The 21,259-nt window shown below is 34.8% G+C and carries 19 protein-coding genes and 2 pseudogenes; 5 read left to right on the top strand and 16 right to left on the bottom strand.

The window, feature by feature from the left end; translation table 11 throughout:
- Window positions 1-6: 6 nt before the first annotated feature.
- Complete coding sequence (locus MKX49_RS02975; RefSeq protein WP_340874844.1) at window positions 7-1,470, bottom strand: SulP family inorganic anion transporter; 1,464 nt, start codon at window positions 1,468-1,470, stop codon at window positions 7-9.
- 179 nt (window positions 1,471-1,649) lie between these two features.
- Here MKX49_RS02975 and MKX49_RS02970 point away from each other — a divergent pair, with 179 nt between their 5' ends.
- Entirely contained in the window at window positions 1,650-2,192 is a 543-nt protein-coding gene (locus tag MKX49_RS02970) for a recombinase family protein (protein WP_340874842.1), read from the top strand.
- A 232-nt stretch (window positions 2,193-2,424) separates the two neighbouring features.
- Here MKX49_RS02970 and MKX49_RS02965 read toward each other — a convergent pair whose 3' ends face one another.
- The 5 genes from MKX49_RS02965 to MKX49_RS02945 all read right to left on the bottom strand — a co-directional run bounded on the left by MKX49_RS02965 (window position 2,425) and on the right by MKX49_RS02945 (window position 6,520).
- A complete protein-coding gene (locus MKX49_RS02965; protein ID WP_340874840.1) occupies window positions 2,425-3,567 on the bottom strand; it encodes a cation:proton antiporter in 1,143 nt (380 codons plus the stop codon).
- A 256-nt stretch (window positions 3,568-3,823) separates the two neighbouring features.
- A complete protein-coding gene (locus tag MKX49_RS02960; RefSeq protein ID WP_340874838.1) occupies window positions 3,824-5,200 on the bottom strand; it encodes an FAD-dependent oxidoreductase in 1,377 nt (458 codons plus the stop codon).
- A gap of 89 nt (window positions 5,201-5,289) precedes the next feature.
- Entirely contained in the window at window positions 5,290-5,745 is a 456-nt protein-coding gene (locus MKX49_RS02955; RefSeq protein ID WP_053344745.1) for a MarR family winged helix-turn-helix transcriptional regulator, read from the bottom strand.
- Window positions 5,746-5,801: 56 nt separating this feature from the next.
- On the bottom strand, window positions 5,802-6,014 hold the full coding sequence (locus tag MKX49_RS02950) for a hypothetical protein (protein ID WP_445670106.1): 213 nt from the start codon (window positions 6,012-6,014) through the stop codon (window positions 5,802-5,804).
- Window positions 6,015-6,034: 20 nt separating this feature from the next.
- Complete coding sequence (locus tag MKX49_RS02945; protein ID WP_340874833.1) at window positions 6,035-6,520, bottom strand: arsinothricin resistance N-acetyltransferase ArsN1 family A; 486 nt, start codon at window positions 6,518-6,520, stop codon at window positions 6,035-6,037.
- Between the two features lie 373 nt (window positions 6,521-6,893).
- Here MKX49_RS02945 and MKX49_RS02940 point away from each other — a divergent pair, with 373 nt between their 5' ends.
- Window positions 6,894-8,345: a spore germination protein gene (locus tag MKX49_RS02940; RefSeq protein ID WP_161922787.1), complete on the top strand. Its 1,452-nt coding sequence runs from the start codon at window positions 6,894-6,896 to the stop codon at window positions 8,343-8,345.
- Between the two features lie 366 nt (window positions 8,346-8,711).
- Here the strand turns inward: MKX49_RS02940 and MKX49_RS02935 are convergent, their stop codons facing one another.
- Window positions 8,712-10,124 (bottom strand): SpoVR family protein, encoded by a 1,413-nt coding sequence (locus MKX49_RS02935; RefSeq protein ID WP_340874829.1) that lies wholly within the window; start codon window positions 10,122-10,124, stop codon window positions 8,712-8,714.
- Window positions 10,125-10,383: 259 nt separating this feature from the next.
- Between MKX49_RS02935 and MKX49_RS02930 the strand changes: the two genes are divergently transcribed.
- On the top strand, window positions 10,384-10,722 hold the full coding sequence (locus MKX49_RS02930; protein ID WP_340874825.1) for a YolD-like family protein: 339 nt from the start codon (window positions 10,384-10,386) through the stop codon (window positions 10,720-10,722).
- A 479-nt stretch (window positions 10,723-11,201) separates the two neighbouring features.
- On the opposite strand, the gene MKX49_RS02925 is transcribed toward MKX49_RS02930, so the two are convergent.
- The 7 genes and pseudogenes from MKX49_RS02925 to MKX49_RS02895 all read right to left on the bottom strand — a co-directional run bounded on the left by MKX49_RS02925 (window position 11,202) and on the right by MKX49_RS02895 (window position 16,546).
- The gene (locus tag MKX49_RS02925) at window positions 11,202-11,840 is read right to left on the bottom strand and encodes a PH domain-containing protein (protein ID WP_340874823.1); all 639 of its coding nucleotides are present in this window, start codon (window positions 11,838-11,840) and stop codon (window positions 11,202-11,204) included.
- Window positions 11,841-11,852: 12 nt separating this feature from the next.
- Window positions 11,853-13,103: a YHYH domain-containing protein gene (locus MKX49_RS02920; protein WP_340874820.1), complete on the bottom strand. Its 1,251-nt coding sequence runs from the start codon at window positions 13,101-13,103 to the stop codon at window positions 11,853-11,855.
- A 319-nt stretch (window positions 13,104-13,422) separates the two neighbouring features.
- Window positions 13,423-13,746 (bottom strand): DUF5661 family protein, encoded by a 324-nt coding sequence (locus tag MKX49_RS02915; RefSeq protein WP_340878449.1) that lies wholly within the window; start codon window positions 13,744-13,746, stop codon window positions 13,423-13,425.
- A gap of 18 nt (window positions 13,747-13,764) precedes the next feature.
- Window positions 13,765-14,331, bottom strand: a pseudogene (locus MKX49_RS02910) (cupin domain-containing protein); the annotation flags it as partial.
- Between the two features lie 256 nt (window positions 14,332-14,587).
- Window positions 14,588-15,146 (bottom strand): annotated as a pseudogene (locus tag MKX49_RS02905) (histidine phosphatase family protein).
- 176 nt (window positions 15,147-15,322) lie between these two features.
- Window positions 15,323-15,796 (bottom strand): GNAT family N-acetyltransferase, encoded by a 474-nt coding sequence (locus MKX49_RS02900; RefSeq protein WP_340874818.1) that lies wholly within the window; start codon window positions 15,794-15,796, stop codon window positions 15,323-15,325.
- A gap of 84 nt (window positions 15,797-15,880) precedes the next feature.
- Entirely contained in the window at window positions 15,881-16,546 is a 666-nt protein-coding gene (locus tag MKX49_RS02895; RefSeq protein WP_340874815.1) for an HAD family hydrolase, read from the bottom strand.
- 422 nt (window positions 16,547-16,968) lie between these two features.
- On the opposite strand from MKX49_RS02895, the gene MKX49_RS02890 reads away from it, so the two are divergent.
- Together MKX49_RS02890 and MKX49_RS02885 are read left to right on the top strand one after the other, a co-directional pair.
- The gene (locus MKX49_RS02890) at window positions 16,969-17,301 is read left to right on the top strand and encodes a helix-turn-helix domain-containing protein (protein ID WP_340874812.1); all 333 of its coding nucleotides are present in this window, start codon (window positions 16,969-16,971) and stop codon (window positions 17,299-17,301) included.
- Window positions 17,302-17,427: 126 nt separating this feature from the next.
- Window positions 17,428-17,793, top strand: a complete 366-nt coding sequence (locus tag MKX49_RS02885) for a hypothetical protein (protein WP_340874810.1) — start codon at window positions 17,428-17,430, stop codon at window positions 17,791-17,793.
- Here the strand turns inward: MKX49_RS02885 and MKX49_RS02880 are convergent.
- Complete coding sequence (locus tag MKX49_RS02880) at window positions 17,783-18,817, bottom strand: hypothetical protein (protein ID WP_340874807.1); 1,035 nt, start codon at window positions 18,815-18,817, stop codon at window positions 17,783-17,785. The genes MKX49_RS02885 and MKX49_RS02880 overlap by 11 nt on opposite strands.
- A gap of 836 nt (window positions 18,818-19,653) precedes the next feature.
- Window positions 19,654-21,258 carry a recombinase family protein gene (locus MKX49_RS02875; RefSeq protein WP_340874805.1) on the bottom strand — a complete coding sequence of 535 codons (1,605 nt, stop codon included), beginning with the start codon at window positions 21,256-21,258 and terminating at the stop codon, window positions 19,654-19,656.
- Window position 21,259 lies beyond the last annotated feature (1 nt).

Genomic DNA, 21,259 nt, shown 5'->3' with positions numbered 1-21,259 from the left:
CATAAATTAATGTGATGATAATTTAGGATTGGTTTGATTATATATAGCTAACTTTTCCACTAACCTTTTACTAGCCGAATCTAACCCTTTAATGGTTACATTATTATTATTCTCACGATATTTTAAGACCACTTTGTCGATGGCTCCTACGGCTGAATCATCCCAAATATGTGCCTTAGAAAAATCAATTATGATCTTTGTATTTTGGACGCTAAAATTAAAGGACTCTACAAATCCTTCAACAGATGCAAAAAACAATTGACCCTCTACCTCAAAAATTTTATTTGAATCATTAAGTCGTTCTTTTACTTTTATGGTTGAAATCTTTGCAACAAAGAATATGGCGCTTAAAATAACCCCTGCAATAACGCCTTTTGACAAGTCATGCGTTGCCACTACGATTATGACGGTTACCAACATGACTACTGCATCACTCTTTGGTGCTTTTACTAAATAGGTAAACGAAGACCAGTCGAATGTTCCAATAGACACCATAATCATGATACCAACGAGAACGGGCATTGGAATTTGTACAACTAGATCTCCCAAAACAATAATTAAAAAGATTAAAAACAAGCCAGCAGTAAGGGTAGAAAGTCTTCCACGCCCGCCTGATTTCACGTTTATTACAGATTGTCCAATCATGGCACAACCCGCCATGCCTCCAAAAAATCCAGTAATGATATTGGCAATCCCTTGTCCTCTGGATTCTTTGTTCTTTTTACTTTCCGTTCCTGTCATATCATCAACGATGGATGCTGTTAATAAGGACTCTAATAAGCCCACAATAGCTAACGCGATTGAGTAAGGAAAGATAATTTTTAGGGTTTCAAAAGAAAATGGTACGTCAGGAATGAAAAAAGAGGGCAATGATTGTGTGATCGCACCTAAGTCTCCAACGGTTCGTAATTCCGCACCTGAAAAGATTGAAATAGTTGTTAAAACAATAATGGCTATCAATGGTGCAGGAATCGATTTAATAAACCTCGGAAATACATAGACAATTACCAAGGTAATGGCTACGAAAATGTATGTTAGCGAGGATATGCCAAGAAAATGTGGGACTTGAGCCATAAAGATGAGAATGGCTAATGAATTGACAAAGCCAATCATAACAGCCCTTGGAATAAATTTCATGAACCTTGCGATTTTAAATACTCCGAAAATCACCTGGATTACACCTGTTAATATCGTTGCTGCCAATAAGTAATTCAATCCGTGTTCCTTTACCAATGGAACCATTAGTAATGCCATGGCACCTGTTGCAGCAGAAATCATTCCTGGGCGCCCACCTACAAAGGCAATAATCACTGCAATACAGAATGATGCATATAATCCGACCATTGGATCTACTCCAGCAATGATGGAAAAGGCGATTGCCTCTGGAATTAAGGCTAAAGCAACAACAATCCCCGCAAGGATATCCGCTCTAACATTAGAAAACCATTCTTGTTTTATTTTTTCTACCACTTCTTTACACCTCATGTCTTTTTATTTTCTCACTCATACTGTATACAAGTTGAATTCGAATTTAATAAACCTAGTCTAACATCAACTTTCCCAAAATGGAACCTTTTTAGAACTTTTTTTAAAACGGATAAATATTATGGTATGATGAAAGAAACGTAGAAAAGTAAGGGAGAGTCTTAATGTTAATTGGATATATAAGACCAAATGAAGATGACCTTGATTGTAATATTCAACGAAATATTTTAATGAAATTACATTGTGAAACAATCGTATCTGAGGAACATTCATCCGCTAAAAGAAGAACACAACTTGATAACATGATGAACACCCTCGATCGAGGAGATAAAATAGTCGTGACAAATCTATTTGCTTTAGCAGACTCTACACGGCATTTAGTTGAATTATTAGAAATAATTAATGGTAAAGGAGCTTTTCTCCACTCACTTAAAGAGGACATTGACACACATCATCATTCTGGATATCCATTTTATGATATCGTCAAACACCTTTTAGAATTTCAAAGTGATGTGATCAGCGAAAAAACAAAAAAAGGATTATCCGAGGCAAAACAAAAAGGAATTACAACAGGTCGACCTAGAAAACCCGATGAAAATGTAAAGCGTGCCATTATTATGTACCAAAGTAAAAAGTATAGTCTAGCTGAAATTAAAAACGAAACAGGGATTAGTAAATCCACCTTATATAGATACTTAGAAAATTAACTTTACTTATTCGCATATTCCTTTAAAGGGCTTTATTTTTGAAAACCCCTTCTAACCAACGCGAAAAACAGGGGAATTCACTTGAATTCCCCTGTTGGTGCTTTATATGTTTTACGTTCAGTAACCGCAAATCAAAAATCTATAAAAAACTATAATGACACAGAAAAAAGCGGTGGAATTCCCATAAAAATTCGCACCGCTTTTATGATCAATTTTTTATTACTTACGCAGCCTAAGCCTGTTTATCTTTTACAAGCAAATATTTTAACATTGGCGGTGTTACGATAGTGGAAACAATCACTACAATAATAATTGATGTATAATATTGCTCTGCTAATAAACCTGAACTTAATCCAATGGTCGCAATAATCAAAGCTACCTCTCCTCTAGATACCATTCCAGCCCCAATTACAAGGGAAGAACGAGTGTTAAAACCAGTTAATCTAGCACCCAATCCAGCTCCAATTAATTTTGTCAAAATAGCCAAGATTGATAAAGCAACGATAAAGAAAACATACTCCGATAATCCTTTAAAGGAAACTGAAAGTCCTATACTTACAAAAAAGACAGGAACGAATATGGTATAAGCGATAGGCTCAAGCTTTTTCTCGACCTGCTTTTTATATTCAGTTTGTGAAATGGCTATACCTGCTGCAAATGCCCCAATGATCCCTGCAACACCAAGATATTCTGCAATATAAGCAAAGAGAAGACACAATACAAGAGCGATACTCATTACAGGCTCGGTAATTCTTAGTGAGGAGAGTTTTCTCATAATGAAAGGCACGAACTTCCACCCCAACAGTCCTATAATTAAGAAAAACACTATTTTTTTCCCTATTACTAATCCTAAACTGACATCACTTGCTGTTAAAAAGCTCATCATGACAGCTAAAGAAACAACAACAAGGATATCATCCACCAAAGCTGCCCCTAAAACGGTTGTGCTTTCTCTGCTTTTTAAATAGCCAAGTTCCTTAAATGTTTGAACAGAGATACTTACAGAGGTTGCTGAAAGTAGCAGTCCGAGGAAAAGAGCATGGCTTGGTTCCATGCCTATAACAATTCCTGAAACATATCCACCTACCAAAGGCAGTACAATACCAAATACCCCAACAGCGACAGAGGAATTCCGATTTTTGTTTAAATCACCAATATCCGTTTCTAATCCCGCAAGGAACATTAATAATAGAACTCCAATATGGCTAAATGAATCAATCACCTCTGAACTTTGTACCCAATCTAGCATGGCTGGTCCAATAATCACACCAATTATTAATTTACCTAATACGGATGGCTGCCCTAAACGAACAGCTACATCTCCTGCTAATTTTGTGCTAATAATAATGATCGCCAATTGAAGAAATAACTCCATATTTGCCCCCTCCTATACACATTAAAAAGACAAAAAGAGCCTGTCAGTGACAGGCTCCTCCAAGTGTTCTCGATATTTTTTTATACAAGTATTATAACATAATTACTTTAACTAAGTAAAACAATAAAGTGCTATTTATATACATAAGAGATTCAAATAATATCAGTAATCCTTGTTCATAACGTATAAATCACGTCTCTAAAGTGAATGACCATATTAGAAAGACCAGTCTGGTTCATCAGACTGGACTTTTGGTTTATTCGCAACAAGAGTTATTTTTAATTTCGAATCTCGCTAGAACGGGGCTGCCACAGCAAGAACCATCCTTCGTTTCAGTTGCTGGAGTATCAGAGTCGCATGAGCTAGATGTCAGATTCACACTGCAAACTCCTGTTTCAGGCAGTTCCAAGTGTACTTCTTTTGCCCCCTCTACATCCCCTGTGAGATAAGCCACCACGGAACGGACTTGTTCGTAGCCAGTAGCCAGTAAGAATGTAGGTGCTCTTCCATAACTCTTCATGCCAACAATGTAGAAGTTCTTTTCAGGGTGTCGTAATTCTTGTTCACCATGCGGCCGCACGGTTCCACAACTATGAATATTGGGATCAATTAGCGGAGCAAGCGCTTCTATGCTTTCCACAGCTGAATCAAGGTTTATCCTTACTTCATTTAAAAAGGATGTATCGGGTCTAAAACCTGTACTCACAACGATTTCATCGATATCACCGAGTGTGAATTCTTCCCCGTCTAATTCTCCCACCACAGTGATTTGACCGTTAGTTGGATACACTCCGTTAATATGAAAGGGAGTAAGAATATTGATTCGCCCAGACTCCACTAATTGCTGAATTCTAATACCCAATTCTCCACGAGCGGCCAAGCCGTCGTTTTCTTGCCCACCGTAAACTTCATGGATCTGTTTTTTACGGAGAACCCAGTAAATCTTGGTATCAGTAAATTTCTGCTGTAAGGTGGCCAGATCCAATAGAGCATTTATGGCAGAATGGCCGCTCCCGATCACCACGGTGGTTTTATTTTGATATCTGTTTTCTAATTGTTCGATGTTAGGGATGCCATAGTGGATTTGATTGTGTAATTGTCTCTCCGCATTCGTCCAGATACCATTGGAAAGGATCGGGTTTGGATTGGTCCAAGTACCTGATGAATCAATCACTGCTTTCGCTTCAATGACTTGTGTGTCACCATTCACTTCTACATACAGTTGAAAGGGAACCGTGTCTCGTTTTCCTGTTTTTAATTTATCGTGAGCCTTTTTGGCAACGCCGACTACTTTTGCCTGTAAGATGATCTGTTCTTTTATTTCTGGAAGGTTACTCAGTGGAAGAAGGTACTCTTCTACCAGTTCGCGACCTGTTGGCAAAGCATTTTCGTTCGGTGACATCCAACCAGCGTTCTCCAGTAATTCCTTTGCTTCTTTATCCATATTATACTGCCATGGGGAAAACATTCGGACGTGTCCCCACTCCAGCATGCTGGAACCAACCGAGTCGCCTGCTTCTAATACGATAAACTTCTCGCCTTTTTTTAGTAAGTGGGCGGCAGCGGCCAGCCCCACAGGACCTCCACCTATAATTGCTACGGGTAATGCACTTTTATCAAATTGAACCATCATTATTCCCTCCTATAATTTTTACAGTTTTATCTTCAAGAATCTTTCCTCATAAATAAGTTGTAATTTGCAAGTATTGTCGAAAAATTATACTACCCCCAAGGAGTAGTACAACATACCGAAGACTTCAACATTCGATCATTAAGCAATGTCAGAGAACGCACGACGGATTCCTTTTCAAACTCATTCATCGTCTTGAAAATCTCATTCAAGTAATCATTCATTTGTTGATCGATGGTTTGATTAATTTTCACGCCTTCATCGGTCAGAGAAAGGATAGAAATTCTCCGATCTTCCGCATCAGGGGTTTTTGTGACTAAATTCAATTTTATTAGGGATTGGATTTGTCGACTGAACGTCGTAATATCCGTTCCCAATGTTTCTGCAATTTGCTGGATGGAAGCCTTATTTTGTCGGTTTATTTCATACAGGATATGGCTTTGAACGAGGGATATCTCAATTCCATCAGCGCTGCAACAATTTTTATTCAATAATCCAAAACGTCTTGTTAAGAGTTGGAAGAGACCTCTAAGGTTTTCATTTTCCATTACTTTCACCTCACTTTATTTATACGCTAATTATTTGCATTTTGCAACTATTTAATTCAACTATTTTTTGTAGATCCTTTTAGCTTGTTAAAAGCCGTCATGAAATTTCGGTGAGTTTGCTCGCCGTAATAGCACGCTTCTCCTTTAAAAAAGTTGGTTTCGATGAATTCTTTTGCCTTTTCCACCACAGGTTCGCGAGAAGTTAAAACCAGTTTGAAATAGGCATCAAAATAACCAACAGACAATACGCTTGAATGGTTCACTGTCAAAATCCCTACCCCCTTTTTATTTACAGTAATTTCTCCATAGCCATCACATCGACAAATTCCCCGTCTAAAATTCCCTGGTTCTTAAACACTCCCACTTCGCGATACCCCCGTTTTTTGTACAATCCTTGACCCATCTGGTTAAAGGGAAATGTGAATAACACAATTTTATTGAAGTCATTTTCTGTTGCGAGCTTTTCGATGGATTGCAGCAATAAACCGCCAATCCCTTTTCCTCGATGATCTCTTGAGATATAAACGGATAAATCAGCAACCCCTTTATAAGCATTGCGGCTGTTATATGGATTCAAGGAAGCCCATCCAACGATTTCCCCTTCTTGCTCAGCGACCATTACCTTAAAGCGTCCGATGTGTTTGGTGAACCACTCCTCCATGTAGGTTTGATCCTTCAGTTCCGTTTCTAACGTGGCAATTCTATCCACAATCCCTTGATTGTAAATTTCTTTAATGGAATCTATGTCCGTTTCCATCGCATCACGAATGATCATACCTTTCCCCTTCTCCTTTCCCTTGAAAACGCAAATTAGTCATTTCAAATATTCTATATCCAATTTATAACACAAAAACTTGCAATTTGCAATTATAATTTATAAAATTCACATTTTAAGTGATACAAACATTACGTTTTCGCAAAATCATTAGTGGGGTTCCTCGTATTTAGAGTTAATACGAGGAAAAATTGTAATGCAATTTACTATTCAAACCACATTGCTATTAAGCTTTATGGTTCTTATTTGTTTATATGCAAAAAACTTCAGCAATTGCCCGAGGTTTTCTAACGGGAGGGAGTTTAGTTGAATAAGGATAAAATTTTAAATATTTCCACATGCTAAAGTGAATACACTTTAAGGGTGAAATAGAATGATTAAAAATGAATTGCAAGAATGCTTTCAAGAAAATATTAGCAATATAAAGAATACATTTCACCATACATCAGACCTTATCGTTAGAAAAATAAAAACGGGCTTCAAAAGTTCTTTCGAAATCAACATTGTCTATTTGGATGGAATTATTGATACAGACCGCATACAGGAATATGTTGTCAAACCATTATTAGAGCCGTTTAAGACTGTAAAGTTTAATGAATCACTTATTGATCAAGTTATCGAAAGAATGATTGAAGCAACTGATGTGAAAACCACGAATCAGTACAAAGACTTAATAGAAGCTATCGTACAAGGAAATACCATTATATTGATTAATGGGTATAGAAAAGGAATTATCATACCATCAGCCAATTGGAAGGAAAGAAGCCTTGAAGAATCACTAGGAGAACGGTCACCAAAGGGACCAGTTATTGGGCTAACAGAACAAATGAAAACAAATATTAATTTGTTAAGAAGTACAATAAAAACTCCCGATTTCTGTGTAGAAGCAATGGAATTTGGGACAATCTCCAAAACAGCAGTTTCAATATTATTTATAGAAGGTATTGTTGATAAAGGAATTTTAATAGAAGTACGAAAGAGGCTAAAAAGTCTAAAAATAAAGTATTTATTAAATTCAAAAGTTGTGGAAGATGTATTGGAAGGAAAACCAAGAACAATTTTCAATTTAGCAAGAACTTCAGGACGAATTGATGGAGTTGTATCCTCATTATATGAAGGAAAAGTAGCAATAATTGTAGATGGTTTCCCTAATGCTATCATTGCACCCACACTTTTTATGGATTTATTACAGGCACCAGATGAATATCACATAAAAATGGGTCGGTTTTCAAATCGAATAATAAGAATGATTTGCTTTTTCTTAGCTGTATACTTACCTGGTGTTTATATTGCGATAGCAAATTTTCATAAAGAAGATTTAACTAACAAAATTTCAAAGGCACTTATATCTAAAAGTGAGTTATTACCAACCTTTTGGGAAATTGCTCTTCTTTTATTTATCATAAGAATATTATTAGATGCTTCATATCGTATTCCGAAAAGTTCGGTGATTTTGCTTTCCTTAATCGGAACAATCGTAATAGGCGAAACAGCTGTTACGGCAAAACTAATTCATCCACTTAGTCTCATAATAGTAGGTATAACAACTATTTCTAGTTTTCTACTCGCTAACAGAGGAATGCTTGCTGCTGAAAATACTTTAAGACCTCTTTTTTTGATTATTGCTAATTTTTTTGGATTTAACGGATTAATCATCGCTGCAACAATTCAAATAATTTATATGGTAAGCCTTAAATCTTTGGGTGTTCCCTATCTTTCCCCTTTGATTCCGTTTAGGATACAGGAATTGAAAGATACAATTTATAGGGGAGATTTACAGACACTAATTAATAGCAAACATACTTATACTGAGGATGATGATTAATTTTTTTGTTATTATAGTCACAATTTGCAAAGAACACTAAAACATTAACTGTACAAGTCAACATATCTTGATCTTGGCTTTTTTGTCCCAATTTCGAACATAAATGCAGGTGCGAAAACATAAGTTGGTTGGTCCCTTGTTTAACTAACACTAAAGAAGACCACTAATAGGTGGTCTCTTTTATTAGTTCAAAAATCAAAATTAGTCTTTAACTAAGCCTTCAAAAGCAAAGCAATCATAAAAAACTGAAACATGTCTTCTCTTAATTCGTCCTATAAAAAAAGTTACAAGCAATGTAATTCCATTCGGAACACATTGCTCTTTATTCTCTTTTAAAAAGGTTTTATTGTAGTTTCTAAAGTTTCGTTATAGATTTTTACGGTGCATACTAGTTCCGTCATACGAGAATCGAACGGCTTTCTCCTCAACCCTCGTCTCCAAATTAACCCCTCTACCCCAAAGCTGATAAATATATGGAAGGACCTTCTCCAAATATTTCATATCCAACTCAATACCTTCATATTCATGCTTCAAATACAACTCACCGTTTCGCATGTAATCGCCATCTTGGACTGTGAGGTATGGAAACCCACCATTGACCCGCATATTCACGAGTTGATCGCGTACTTGGGTCCAATCTTTATCAACGACTTTATAGTCTTTTCCTTGTTTTTGAAATAAGTACATATCTTCCCTTGTGACCAGATCTTTTGTTAGGTAGTTTCGTAGAAAGGAAATATCTGATTCCACTTCCCTCACTTCGAATATCTGCTGACGACCTGATCCTGGCTCCACACCTTGTCTTATCATTTCTTCTGTTGGGTTGTTATATCGTTCTTCGATGTCTTCGAACATTTTCAAGCCTAAATAATAGGGATTGATACTTGTGGGTGAAGGTTGTACAACTCCAGCGTTTAGCTTCGCAAACTCAATTGATTCACCTGATGTTAAGTCCATTTCCCGAAGAATCCGTTGGTGCCAATAGCTGGCCCAGCCCTCATTTAAAATTTTCGTTTCAAGTTGCGGCCAGAAATAAAGCATCTCCTCACGCATCATGGTCAAGATATCACGCTGCCAGTCTTCTAGTTCATGACTGTATTGCTGAATAAATAACAATAGGTCCTTTTGTGGCTGTGGAGGAAATTTCCCGTCCTTCCTTACTGATGAGTTTTGTTTTGGTCCTGCTGTTTTCTCTAATCCCCATAAATCATCGTAAGGGGTAACCACATGTTTTACTTCTTCCTCTTCATCCTCAAATGTGATGGTGGAAGCAGGACGGAGAAGAGCAGGATCAATATGCTCCTCGATTGCTAATACCGCATCTAAAAACGTTTCAACCTCTTTCTTTCCATATTGGATTTCATATTGGTGAATGCGATTTGCTGTCGCAGCCATACTTTCCACCATATCTCGATTCGTATTTTGAAAACGTATATTATTTTTGAAGAAATCACAATGTGCCAAGACATGAGCCACAATTAACTTATTTTGAATTAACGAATTTGAATCTAATAAAAAGGCGTAACAAGGATTAGAGTTAATAACTAATTCATAAATTTTACTCAAACCAAAATCATATTGTAACTTCATCTTATGAAATTGTTTTCCAAAGCTCCAATGGGAATAACGTGTTGGCATTCCATAAGCACCGAACGTATAAATAATTTCACTTGGACAAATTTCGTATCTCATCGGATAAAAATCCAATCCAACACCCTTGGCAATCTCCGTTATTTCATCAATCGCCCGACTCAAAGCCTCTTGTTCATCTACTTTCACATAGTTCCCCCCTTAATCCTCTTCTCACATAATATGAGAAAGAGAGAAGAAAATGACGGAACAATTATAGTTGATAATAATTCAAGCGTTATTTTTAAGGAAAAATTGATCTTAATGACACCCAACTAAAATACTTATTGTAAATGAATAAGATACGATCGAACAATATGATTCATTCCATCTTGGATCACCAACTCTATAATAAAAAGTCATTCATAAAGAACATACGTTCGTTTATAATCTAAATAAGGAGTGATTTATGATGACCATTCGAGACAGAGGAAATATTAAATGGACCAGTCTGATGCTACCTGAGCATATAAAAATGCTACGGCAATATTTTGGTGAGGAATACTACGATGAACCCGAACCCGTGTTGGATGAACAACACCTGGAGGAAATGAATGATTTAATTGCTGCTTCGATGGAGTTTACTTTTCCGATTTCTTTTACGCTATACCAGAATAATCGGCTGAGTAGCGTAGAAGGATTGGTGCATTATGTGGATCAAATGAATGGACATTTACGAGTGATTGATGTGGACGAACGAATACATAAAATACCCTTTTCAACTATTAAAGGTGTGAAAAAGATCTAAATTTAAGTTTGTAAAATCATTCATTTTAGTACAGTAAAATTGCTTGTAAAAATGAAAAGATAAAGAGGATAAAATAAACATAATCAAGAAATTTCAATATATAATACTTCTAATCAATGCATCTCATCTCATCAAAAAGGAGATAAAACCAACTATGAAAAAGGTGCATACTTTTAGCTTGTATATCTTTGGTATTCTGTTGCTTTTGTTGCTTTTGTTAAATCTTTTGGAAATTTAAAAATTAGATGAGGGAATTTTCCTTCAAGGCATAGAAGAAAAACTCTTTTACATCAATGAAGGAATACAAGAGATAACAACTGATTAAAAGGCATAAACCACAAACTCTTCGGAGTCTGTGGTTTTTTTATTAACACGTTTAAATCACGAATAACCACTTGAGGTAAAAGAAATTTCAACATAATTGTTTAATAAATCAATTTAATAAAATCAGCATGTTTATGTTGATATCACTTAAATCTTTATGCGCTTCTTTCATATGCTATTTGCTTTATTACATTCCCTACTCTTTTCATTTGTTCTGTGTCAAAAATTTCATCGAACTCTAAACGCTTAACTCCGTATTGAATATACAGCCCTTTTTCAAAAGTGCCATCTTTAAACCAATTAATGTCCCGTATTGTCTGGTATCTGAATTTTTGAAGATTTCTTAATCCCAAGTCCAAGAAAAGCACTTTTTTGGAGGTTGCAATCAAATAACCCTTTATTTCTTGCTTCTTAGTTTTATCGAACTCACATTGTATAAACGTTAACCCTTTTTCACCAGGTTCAAAAACAGTTTCAATCAGTGATTTAAAATATTGTTTATTTCGTTTTACTTCCTGGAACTCGTATTTCGTATAATTAAGTTTATCAACATCAACCACATCAGAAAGAATAGCCAACACTTCTTGCTTTTCTTTTTCCAGTTTTTCTGCTGCAATTCGTTGATTTTCCTTATTCCTTTCTTGTTGTTCGTGCTTTTTCTGTAACTTCGATTCTTCTTTAGAACTCCGATACGTTACGACTTTTTGCTTAACTTCAACTGAGTTTTGTTTTCTTGAAAGAATTTTCACGAATATATCCTCAACCGTATAGCAGATCTTTTGATAAATCCCCATCGCTACCTCCCCTTACTTCAGCATTTTCTTTGCTACATAAAATCTTCTGCCTACCCAACCCAGTACCCCAGCGGCAACGACACCTGAACTAGCTGCATTTTTTTCTTTTCGTTCCTGATCTCCTTGTTCAAAGTAATATTTATAAATAGGCTCGGCGTGCTTGTATTTAGCTTTTACTATATAGTCATCTCCGTTTAATCCAGCGTTGTAAGCAGCATCTTGAATGGCTTTGACTTTGTTATTAGATTTGAATCCTTCCTTGTACCAATTAATGTATTTTTGTGATTTCAATTTTGGCGTTTTGTATTTCACGTTCTTAAATACTGCATCATATCCTTGTTTAACGTATGTCTTTTTAAGTTCACTTTGACCTTGGTCATATCCTTGTTTATATGCATCTATAAATATAGGTTTTACACTCTTTGGTTCGTTCATAATATCTGCTTTACCATCTTTGAATCCTAAAGCTATATAGTCTTTCTTTTTCTCTTCATCCTTTTCTTCAATTGCCTTATTGAAACCCTCATTGAATGAAGACTTTAAGGAGTTAATAGATGCGTATTGCTGAGGCACAACTAACTTATCTTGTTTTTTTCCCAGTGCGTACCCCTCTTTATTTGCAGTTATTTTTTGTTTTTCCAGCACTTCGCTTCCATTTTGATATCCCTCATCATATCCAATTGTGTATCCTTCCTGGTAAGCAGCAGAGCCTTTTGAAGTTGAATCACTAGTTACTCCCTTTTTACCTGCACCCAATCCAGCTGTATATCCAGCCTTTTCACCATTTGTTTTGTCCTGCACTGCTGCCTTTTCTGCGATTTGAGCAGGACTTCCGTTAATCTTGGCGGTATCGTATCCACTAGGTTCCTCACAGGGAATCCCGTCGTCCACTGCATTTCCCCAGCCATCCAATTTCTCTGGGTCATTCGTCTTGCTGTACCCCTTGCTGTTCCAATAGTCAACTATCTCATCATAACTGGAGAAATCCGTGCAATCCTTATCCCAAGAATCATCGGAACTTGCTGATGAATTCGAACTAGTAGAACTTTCGGAAGAACTATCATTACTAGAATTCGATTCACTTGATCCGCCATGGGTATGGTATTCTCCTGTTTCAAGACCCCAACTGGCACAATTTGTTCTACATGTGTGCCCACCACTAGAATCAGTTCGCCCTGGATGAGCATAAGTATCTGTCTCAAAAATAAAAACAAGGATAAAAGTTATTAAAAATAAAGGAACACAAAATATCCATTTTTTCATTGCAATACCCCTTTTGAACTAGAATGTCATTAACTGATTTTACCAATAGGATATTAGTAATGTAAATAAATATTTTCCAATTCTGCACTGTTAGATAAAGAAGGGTATTTTTTCAATTGTTTTTGAATTTATGATTAAAGGAATGATTTTTTTAAAAAAAGGCTTTGTTTAAGATTATTGTTGATTTTTGAACAAATAAAAGAGACCACCTATAAGTGGTCTTCTTTAGTGCACCCTATGGAACTAACGCACCGTTAGTTTAAAAACATTTCACAAACTCACTTGAAATATGAGTTGTACTTATCATTTAGGCATTCTATTAAGCCATGTTCCAATAAGCTTTTGCTTCTTCCTCAAGCACCTTTAGTCTTTTGTAGTAATCAGGAAACTCGTGAAGATGAGCTAGGGCAATTTTCCCCGTTATAATAGGATCATCACCAGTTACATTTGTTTGGCTGGATACTTTTCCATGTTCAAGCTCGGTATTTACTCCCACCCAAAACTCATCTAAATTAAACTTGCTTTTATTAAAATCAATGCCTAAAAGTAAGGCGATCGCTGCTGCTTCCTCTTTAGAAAAGCTAGTTTTTACAATGTTATTAGTTTGAATCCTATTTGGATACTTTGTTGGAGAATAGTGCATATCGCGGTCAGAACGGTGTTCTGCAACCAAAGCATCTGCTTTAGTTACATGAACCGTTCCAAATGGATGTTGTGGAGGTGCGTATATAGAATATATTTTCAACGGGATATTACCTGTATTGGTTACATTATGCCATGTTCCAGCAGGTATCATAATGGCAGAATCATCATAAACATTTCGTACAAAGTTTAAATTATCTTTTCTCTTGCCCATTTGAACAATCCCTTGACCTTGTTCAATGCGTAAAAATTGGTCAACGTTAGGGTGAATTTCTAAACCGATATCTTCCCCAGCTTTAAGACTCATCAATGTAACTTGAAAATGATTTCCTGTCCATAATGCGGTACGGTAGTTATTGTTTTGTTTTGTAGCTTCATTAATATTGATTACAAATGGTTTCTGTCCATAATCTTTTAGTCGGATTTCATTCCTTCCAATTAATGATTGAAAAAAATCAAATCGGTTAGCAACATCATGTGTAGTCCAGTATTGGGGCTGTATTACATTGTTATTTATTGGAGCATTAAAATAATAAGGATTTGGATATTGATATTGGTGAGGATACGAAAAAGGAGCATCATACATTTTTATCAACGCCTTCAAAGATTTTTTAAATTATCCTATTCACTATGTTAAGGAAATGTACTAATACTCAGGGTTACCCAATTAAAGAAATTGATTAGCCGTTAACATTTGCTCAATTTAATGGAACAATTCGAATAAGGAAATTCCCTTTTACAACTATCCTGCCCCGATAGTTCCATAAAGAAAAAGCTGCCTTAAAGACAGCTCATAATCTTCAGCTAACACACCTGTTAGTTCATTAAAATAATGTATTTAATTAGATTTTTATTATTTTATCTTCATCCCATATACGTTCCAAGATCACTTCATTATTAATACAGTTTATTTGAAAAACGTCAGGATTACTAAGACTTTTCCAACACTCGAAATCAAAGTCACTATTATAATTCTTTAAAAGTAAGGATATTATATTTCCGTGACTGACGATTACTGTGTTTTCACTCCTACTTTTAATGACTTCTTCTACAACATTTACGATTCGATTCATCGCTTCTTGACTCTCCTCCTTCAAATTTTAATTCCATATCATTAAATGTTGCTTTTAGTTTTTCATACCAATCAGGTAAGTCCGTTGTGCTTAGTGTGCGTTCTGAGAGCCGTTCATCTATCTCTACTTTAATATTTGTTTTATCACTTAATGGTTCTACTGATTGAATAGCACGCAAAAACGGACTTGATATTATTCGATCAATTTTTGCATTACTGAAAAAATCAACTAAATATTTCGCTTGTTTCGAACCTTTTTCTGTTAATTGAGATTCCGAAGGTTGCCCCTGTGCTTCACAATGTCTCACAACATAAATCTTTTTTATCATACGAATATCCCCCCATTAAGTAGTAAAAACTTTATTTCTACTATTCTCTTTAATTTTCCTTGTTTAACTAAACTGCTCCTTTAGTTCCGAAGAAAAAAGGTTGCCTCAGCAACCTCAATTATTGAAGTAAAGAACCTTATATTTCATTAAGAAAAGCCATTCTTGAATAAAAATTGCTAAGCTGAAAAATGATTATTTTGGTTATTGCTCTCATAAATTCTTGAACTACTTCCCCAAGGATGGTATCCATCACCTATATAATTGAATCCATATTTTTCATAGTATCCAATGTGGTCAGTACAAAGGAAAACTTTATTGAATCCTGCTTTTTCGGCATCAGCTTTAGCACGTAAAAGTAGCTCTTTACCTAAAGATTTACCACGATAGCTATTTTCAATATAAAGAGCACATATCCAAGGCCATAAATCCATACGACTAATAAAATCATTGCTAATAAGACCTGCACAGCCAATAACTTCACCTAAATCCTCCATTAAATACCAAATCGGAAACGGACTGTCCGTTGTTATGCTGTGTGTTATACAGTCCTCATATACCTTCATACTGTTATCGTTCGCCCATTTACTCTGAAAATATTTAATTGCTTTTTCTTTATACTCTGGATGTTCTCTAACGCTAATAATTTGCATATGACTTTCCCCCATTAGTGGAACAAAATAAAGCTGTCGCATTGAGTTCCAATCTTCTGCCTACACACCTTTTAGTTCAGATCTTTATTTGACTTGACTACCCATCAAAATATCCTTTAACTGGCTTATACTTTTGACAATATGAGTAGGGTTAGAATGAATTAGTTCTTCAAATGAACCATATCCATAAGTTACTCCAATAGAGTTAATTCCAGTGTTATTTGCACCAATAATATCGTGCTTCCTGTCGCCAATCATAATAAAGTCACTAAGCGTATGTTCCTTATACTTATCTAGTATGTATTGAATTATTTCAGTTTTTGACGCTCTAGTTCCATCAAGGTTACTTCCGACAATAAGTTCAAAATATTGGTCAATATTAAAGTACTTTATTATTTGTTCAGCAAATACAGTAGGCTTTGAAGTTGCTACAACTAAAGTAAATTGTTGTTCTTTTAACGATTTCAATAGTAATGCAATATTTGAATATAACTCATTCTCAAACATTCCCTTTTCTTTAAACCTCTCCCTATATAATTCAATTGCTTTTTGTGTGTTTTTCTCGTCAAAATCGTAATATTCAGCAAATGAAACTTGTAGTGGTGGACCAATAAAACATTCAAGTTTATCAATGTCAGGCTCAACAATGTTCATTTTTTGTAATGCATATTGAACCGATTTAGTTATTCCAACCTTAGGGTCTGAAAGTGTTCCGTCTAAATCAAATAAAATTACTTTGTATTTATCCATATTAAACTCCCTTATTGTATTTAATAATCACCCTAATTTTACCACAGTAATTACAAATAAGTTCCAACTCTTATAGAACTAACCTGCTCCGTTAGTTCATCAAAAAAATCAACAACATCCTTTAACTGAGCCAAAAAAAAATGCCCAGCAGGGCATTCCTATCTCTTTTAATTAATTTATCACCGTTAGAAAAAACTGTCTTAACAGATGCAGCCGTTATATTGTAATTTCTAATTAAGATCGAGACTTCTTCTTTAATAAGTTATTTCTCAAAAGGAAGATTATTTTGTTTAAAGAAAAGCTTTTTTTAATACATAAAGGTATTTTGTCCCACCATTCCGAATAAGTAATTAGGTTATAGGACTTCCCTTGATGAACATAGAATCTTAGAATAAGTGCTTTTTTTGTGATGGAGGTAGAAAATGATGCTGGAACATTTAGGTCAACAAATTCGGCAGTTAAGGGTACGAAAAGGAAAAGGATTAAATGAATTTGCAAAAGAACTTCATGTGTCAGCAGGGTATTTGAGCAATTTAGAAACAGGAAAATCCGAAACCATTAAATTAGATATTCTAGAGAAAATTCAAGAAGAGCTAAAAGTATTGCCAATCGACTCAACGTCTTCCTTTTCACAACGTATGAAGCGTATTGAACAGCATATTACAGAACTTGAAAAAAAAGATCCACTATATGCTGAGTTCCTAATCCAAAATATTGAGAATAGCATAGAGTGGTTTAAAGAGCGGACTAAATAACTTACTAAACAGTATATGTAAAGTTGTACCATTTATTCATATTCGTAAACAATCGTTTATTAATATGAATAAATGGTTATTTTTTTGGTTAAACTTATTTTAACAACACTTAAGGAGGTTTGACCCATGAAAAGGATGTCATTAAAAGAAATGTTGGGAAATCTTCAAGATGAGCAAATTTTATCACTGAAAGGAAAGCTTCAACGGTATAAAAAAGAAGGTACCTTATTTTTCAAGGGGACTATTCATGATATGGATTGGAATAAGCCAATGGAGCTTTATTATGCAATGTCTCCAGGTACTATCAAATACCGTAATGCCTTTCCAGTTCCATCATCACACTATTGGAGATTGGTAAATCATCAAAATCCATGGCAACTATTGAGTTCTTATTATCATGATTATTATAAAACTAAAAAAATCCCTAAGAAATGGGCTAGCAATCTTTATATCTATAAAGGAGAGAAATATATGTGGTTTTTTATAAGATAAAGGGATTTGCTTCGGTGATTATCATCTGAGCTTTTGGTAAGGTGCCGTTGTTTTCTTCACCTGGTGGATTATTCTTTTCTTCGGGACCTTCTTCATTAACAGATGGATTATTCTTTTCTTCGGGACCTTCTTCATTAACAGATGGATTATCCTTTCCTTCGGAACTTTCTCCATCAACAGGTAGATTACCCTTTCCCTCCTCAACCTTAATCTTCCCCTTCTTTTCTAGGTACATTGGGATTGTCTTTTTAAATAAACCTTTCGGAAAACGTGCTGCAATTTTAAAAACTGGACATCTTAATTTTTTTCCTTCTTCAGCCCAACATTCCTCTCTAATCTTATTATTCATATATATGAGATGATAATATTCTTCTATTTCATTTTCAAAATCCATGTATATTTTAAAACCTTCGTAACCAAGAACCTCTTGTTTAAACTCCCCCCATGTTTTTTGGTATTTTTCCCCATTATCAACAGATTCAGGATTTGGTTGATCCGCTCCCACATTTTCTGATTTGGTTTTAAATTCGTTTGTAAGATTCTGAATCATAAGCTTTATATCATCGATTTTTTCGTCGAACTTTTTATCTGTTTCTTGCCATCGCATATTTCCTTGTTGTAGATTTTCAACGACCCTTTCCAATTTGTTTTCTAATTGTTGAATTTTTTTTTCATTCTCCTCCATTTTCCCCTCAAGTAAGTAATGTTCGGGTTCAGACTTTAATTGTTTCTCAAGAAATACCTGGTGTATTATTTCACTGTTTTCCTTATTTATTATTTCCCTTTTCACTATCTTGTTCATGTCATTATAATACCCAAGGAGCTGCACAATTCCTGGGTTTACCTCGTTGGCAAATTCATAAACATCTTCCTCAAGAATTCTCCATCCCTCCTTTCTATTTTCTGAACGTTCTGCCAGGATTCTTCCCTCTCTTATCCAGCGAGTAACCATCTGAATAGAATCTGTCACGTAATGCACATTTAATATTTTCAATGCTTCATGTACATTGATATATCTTCCCATTATCCCATTCACCTCCAAATTACTATCGTTAATTTATATGAGACCCCCATAGGCTTATATTCAATTTCTGTTGAAGTTTATACCAATATTAAATGATTACAATTTATTAGTAACATGTCAGTTATAATATTATTTTAGTATGTTTACTGAAGTAAATTTATTATGTTAATTTTATTGAACTCATTTTAGTTAAGTAACTTTATTACAGTAAATTTATTATGTTAATTTTATTAAACTCATTTTAGTTAAGTAACTTTATTACAGTAAATTTATTATGTTAATTTTATTGAACTCATTTTAGTTAAGTAACTTTATTACAGTAAATTTATTATGTTAATTTTATTGAACTCATTTTAGTTAAGTAACTTTATTACAGTAAATTTATTATATTAAGGTCACTAAAACCGAGAAAAGAAAGACTTTTGTCTTATTCAGCCGAGAATAAAAATACATTTATTTATCAAAATATACAAAATAATACAACATATAACAAATACCTTAGAAACAGTAAGGACTTGTCCCCCCTTGTCATATATAGCTCGGCTGCACCATCCAAAAAGGATCCTTTTTGGATGGTGCAGCCGAGCTATAAAATGATTTTGGCCAAACAGCCGAGAAATAAGGAAAAATAAAATAAAGAAAAGAAAAAAAATGTAATATAAAATAACAAAAAAATACTGGGTAATATTTATGTTTAAATTAATTAGTCGAATGACGGATTTCAAATATAACTTGTCCAAATATAAGATCAGCATCATTAACTATTTTACTATTTATGTAAATTAAAATAATGCATAAAAAAAAGAGCCTCGATGGCTCTTTCTAGAGATTAATTCTTACTTAGGAGATAATGTAAAAACCTGATCAGGCATTGCATAAAACGTCAATGATATACGATCATCACTTACTAACCTACACTCTTTAACCATCAACAACACCAATGTTCTTAAAAAACGGGGATCATCTGTACTAACGTCCAGGGAACGATGGATTAGTTTTTCTAGGACACTTTTATCAAGTAAAATTCTTTCTAAATTATCAGCGTATTTCCTTTCTCTTTCAATATTCTCTTCTAAATCTTTAATTGTTTCATCACAATGCTTTTTGGCAATAAGCCATGCAACTTCTACTTCATCTTTTGCATCCTTCAGGTACACATTTTCTTTTTCAACTTTTCTTTTGTATGAGATTAATTGATGCAAATTCTCTCGCTCCTCTGCGAGCTGGGTTTCCCACCGAGAAAATTGGCTACTCTTCTGTTCAAATTCTACTTTAAAGCGGTTATAAACTTCATTAAATATTGCATCGAAGGAGTATGGCAAAGAATAATAAAAATTTAAAAACTGTTGGTGTACACTTTTTGCTAATATTTTTTGCCCACATGCACAGATATAATAACGGTATCCATCCTTTTCTCCAACTTTTGTTTTTGACTTGGTCTCCTGGTTTTTCCCCTTTAATTCCAAACCACAATGACAAAAAATAAACCCATTAAAAGGAAAGGAAGTGTAAAAGTAATTAGGACTAGGACTTAGTTTCTTTGACTTCTCATACTTTTCCCAGCATAGCAGCCATAATTCTTTTGAAATCGGAGGGTCTTCGATCCAATCACATTTTGTCCATTCCCATTTTTCCATAGGGTTCAGACTGTATCCCCCTCTTTTACCTAGTGTTCGGTTATATACAAAAAATCCTGTATAAAATGGGTTTGTAACAATAAAACGAACCTTCTTTGCTTGCCATTTTTCAGGTGAACGCTCCTTTGAGAGAATTTTTGCAATGCCTGTAAAGGTTCCTGTTCCTTGATACAGGTGGAAAATTCGTTTGATAACTTGAATTTCATCGTCAACTGGGATGAATCCACACACCTTTTTTACCTCTTTTCCATTTTTAAAGACCGTTTCTTTAACAGGTGAGTATCCATATGGAATTTTACCTCCAGCATATTTCCCTTTTTCTCGGATGGTTTTTAATGTGTCCCGCGTTCTCGTTGAATTATTATCGGACTCGAGTTTAGTCATTCCATCTTCAACAAGTTGCTTAATTAAGTTTTCTACATCAGTCTTTGTATACAATTCCCCTTTTGAAGCTACAATAACAGGGATATTTAGACGATCGAACTCTTCTCGAAGTTGAAAATGTTCTAACGTTTGACGAGAGATTCGGTCAATATCAGAAACAATAATACCGTCGACTTCTTTTCTTTTAACTGCATTTAATAATTTTTGGAAATTAGGACGTTTATCATGAGGGATGCGGTAAGCGGAAACTTCATCAATATATTCTTTATCTACGTCTAACTCCATCCCATGTGAATCAGCAAATCTCTTTACGATGCCATCCTGTCTTTTCTGATCCTGAACATCCGTAGACACACGTCCATAATAGGCAGGTTTTTTTATGTTCCGTATCCGTACATTCTGATCCATTTTATCTTCCATT

Source organism: Peribacillus sp. FSL M8-0224 (genome assembly GCF_038003055.1).
GTDB classification, from domain to species: Bacteria; Bacillota; Bacilli; order Bacillales; family DSM-1321; genus Peribacillus; species Peribacillus frigoritolerans.
This window is presented reverse-complemented; position numbering and strand designations above follow the sequence as displayed.

Bases quoted from the DNA above. Each gene is read 5' to 3' on its own strand.
- MKX49_RS02970 (WP_340874842.1), top strand. From the start codon at position 1,650: ATGTTAATTGGATATATAAGACCAAATGAAGATGACCTTGATTGTAAT.
- MKX49_RS02965 (WP_340874840.1), bottom strand. From the start codon at position 3,567: ATGGAGTTATTTCTTCAATTGGCGATCATTATTATTAGCACAAAATTA.
- MKX49_RS02960 (WP_340874838.1), bottom strand. From the start codon at position 5,200: ATGATGGTTCAATTTGATAAAAGTGCATTACCCGTAGCAATTATAGGT.
- MKX49_RS02955 (WP_053344745.1), bottom strand. From the start codon at position 5,745: ATGGAAAATGAAAACCTTAGAGGTCTCTTCCAACTCTTAACAAGACGT.
- MKX49_RS02945 (WP_340874833.1), bottom strand. From the start codon at position 6,520: ATGATCATTCGTGATGCGATGGAAACGGACATAGATTCCATTAAAGAA.
- MKX49_RS02940 (WP_161922787.1), top strand. From the start codon at position 6,894: ATGATTAAAAATGAATTGCAAGAATGCTTTCAAGAAAATATTAGCAAT.
- MKX49_RS02930 (WP_340874825.1), top strand. From the start codon at position 10,384: ATGATGACCATTCGAGACAGAGGAAATATTAAATGGACCAGTCTGATG.
- MKX49_RS02925 (WP_340874823.1), bottom strand. From the start codon at position 11,840: ATGGGGATTTATCAAAAGATCTGCTATACGGTTGAGGATATATTCGTG.
- MKX49_RS02920 (WP_340874820.1), bottom strand. From the start codon at position 13,103: ATGAAAAAATGGATATTTTGTGTTCCTTTATTTTTAATAACTTTTATC.
- MKX49_RS02915 (WP_340878449.1), bottom strand. From the start codon at position 13,746: ATGCACTATTCTCCAACAAAGTATCCAAATAGGATTCAAACTAATAAC.
- MKX49_RS02900 (WP_340874818.1), bottom strand. From the start codon at position 15,796: ATGCAAATTATTAGCGTTAGAGAACATCCAGAGTATAAAGAAAAAGCA.
- MKX49_RS02895 (WP_340874815.1), bottom strand. From the start codon at position 16,546: ATGGATAAATACAAAGTAATTTTATTTGATTTAGACGGAACACTTTCA.
- MKX49_RS02890 (WP_340874812.1), top strand. From the start codon at position 16,969: ATGATGCTGGAACATTTAGGTCAACAAATTCGGCAGTTAAGGGTACGA.
- MKX49_RS02885 (WP_340874810.1), top strand. From the start codon at position 17,428: ATGAAAAGGATGTCATTAAAAGAAATGTTGGGAAATCTTCAAGATGAG.
- MKX49_RS02880 (WP_340874807.1), bottom strand. From the start codon at position 18,817: ATGGGAAGATATATCAATGTACATGAAGCATTGAAAATATTAAATGTG.
- MKX49_RS02875 (WP_340874805.1), bottom strand. From the start codon at position 21,258: ATGGAAGATAAAATGGATCAGAATGTACGGATACGGAACATAAAAAAA.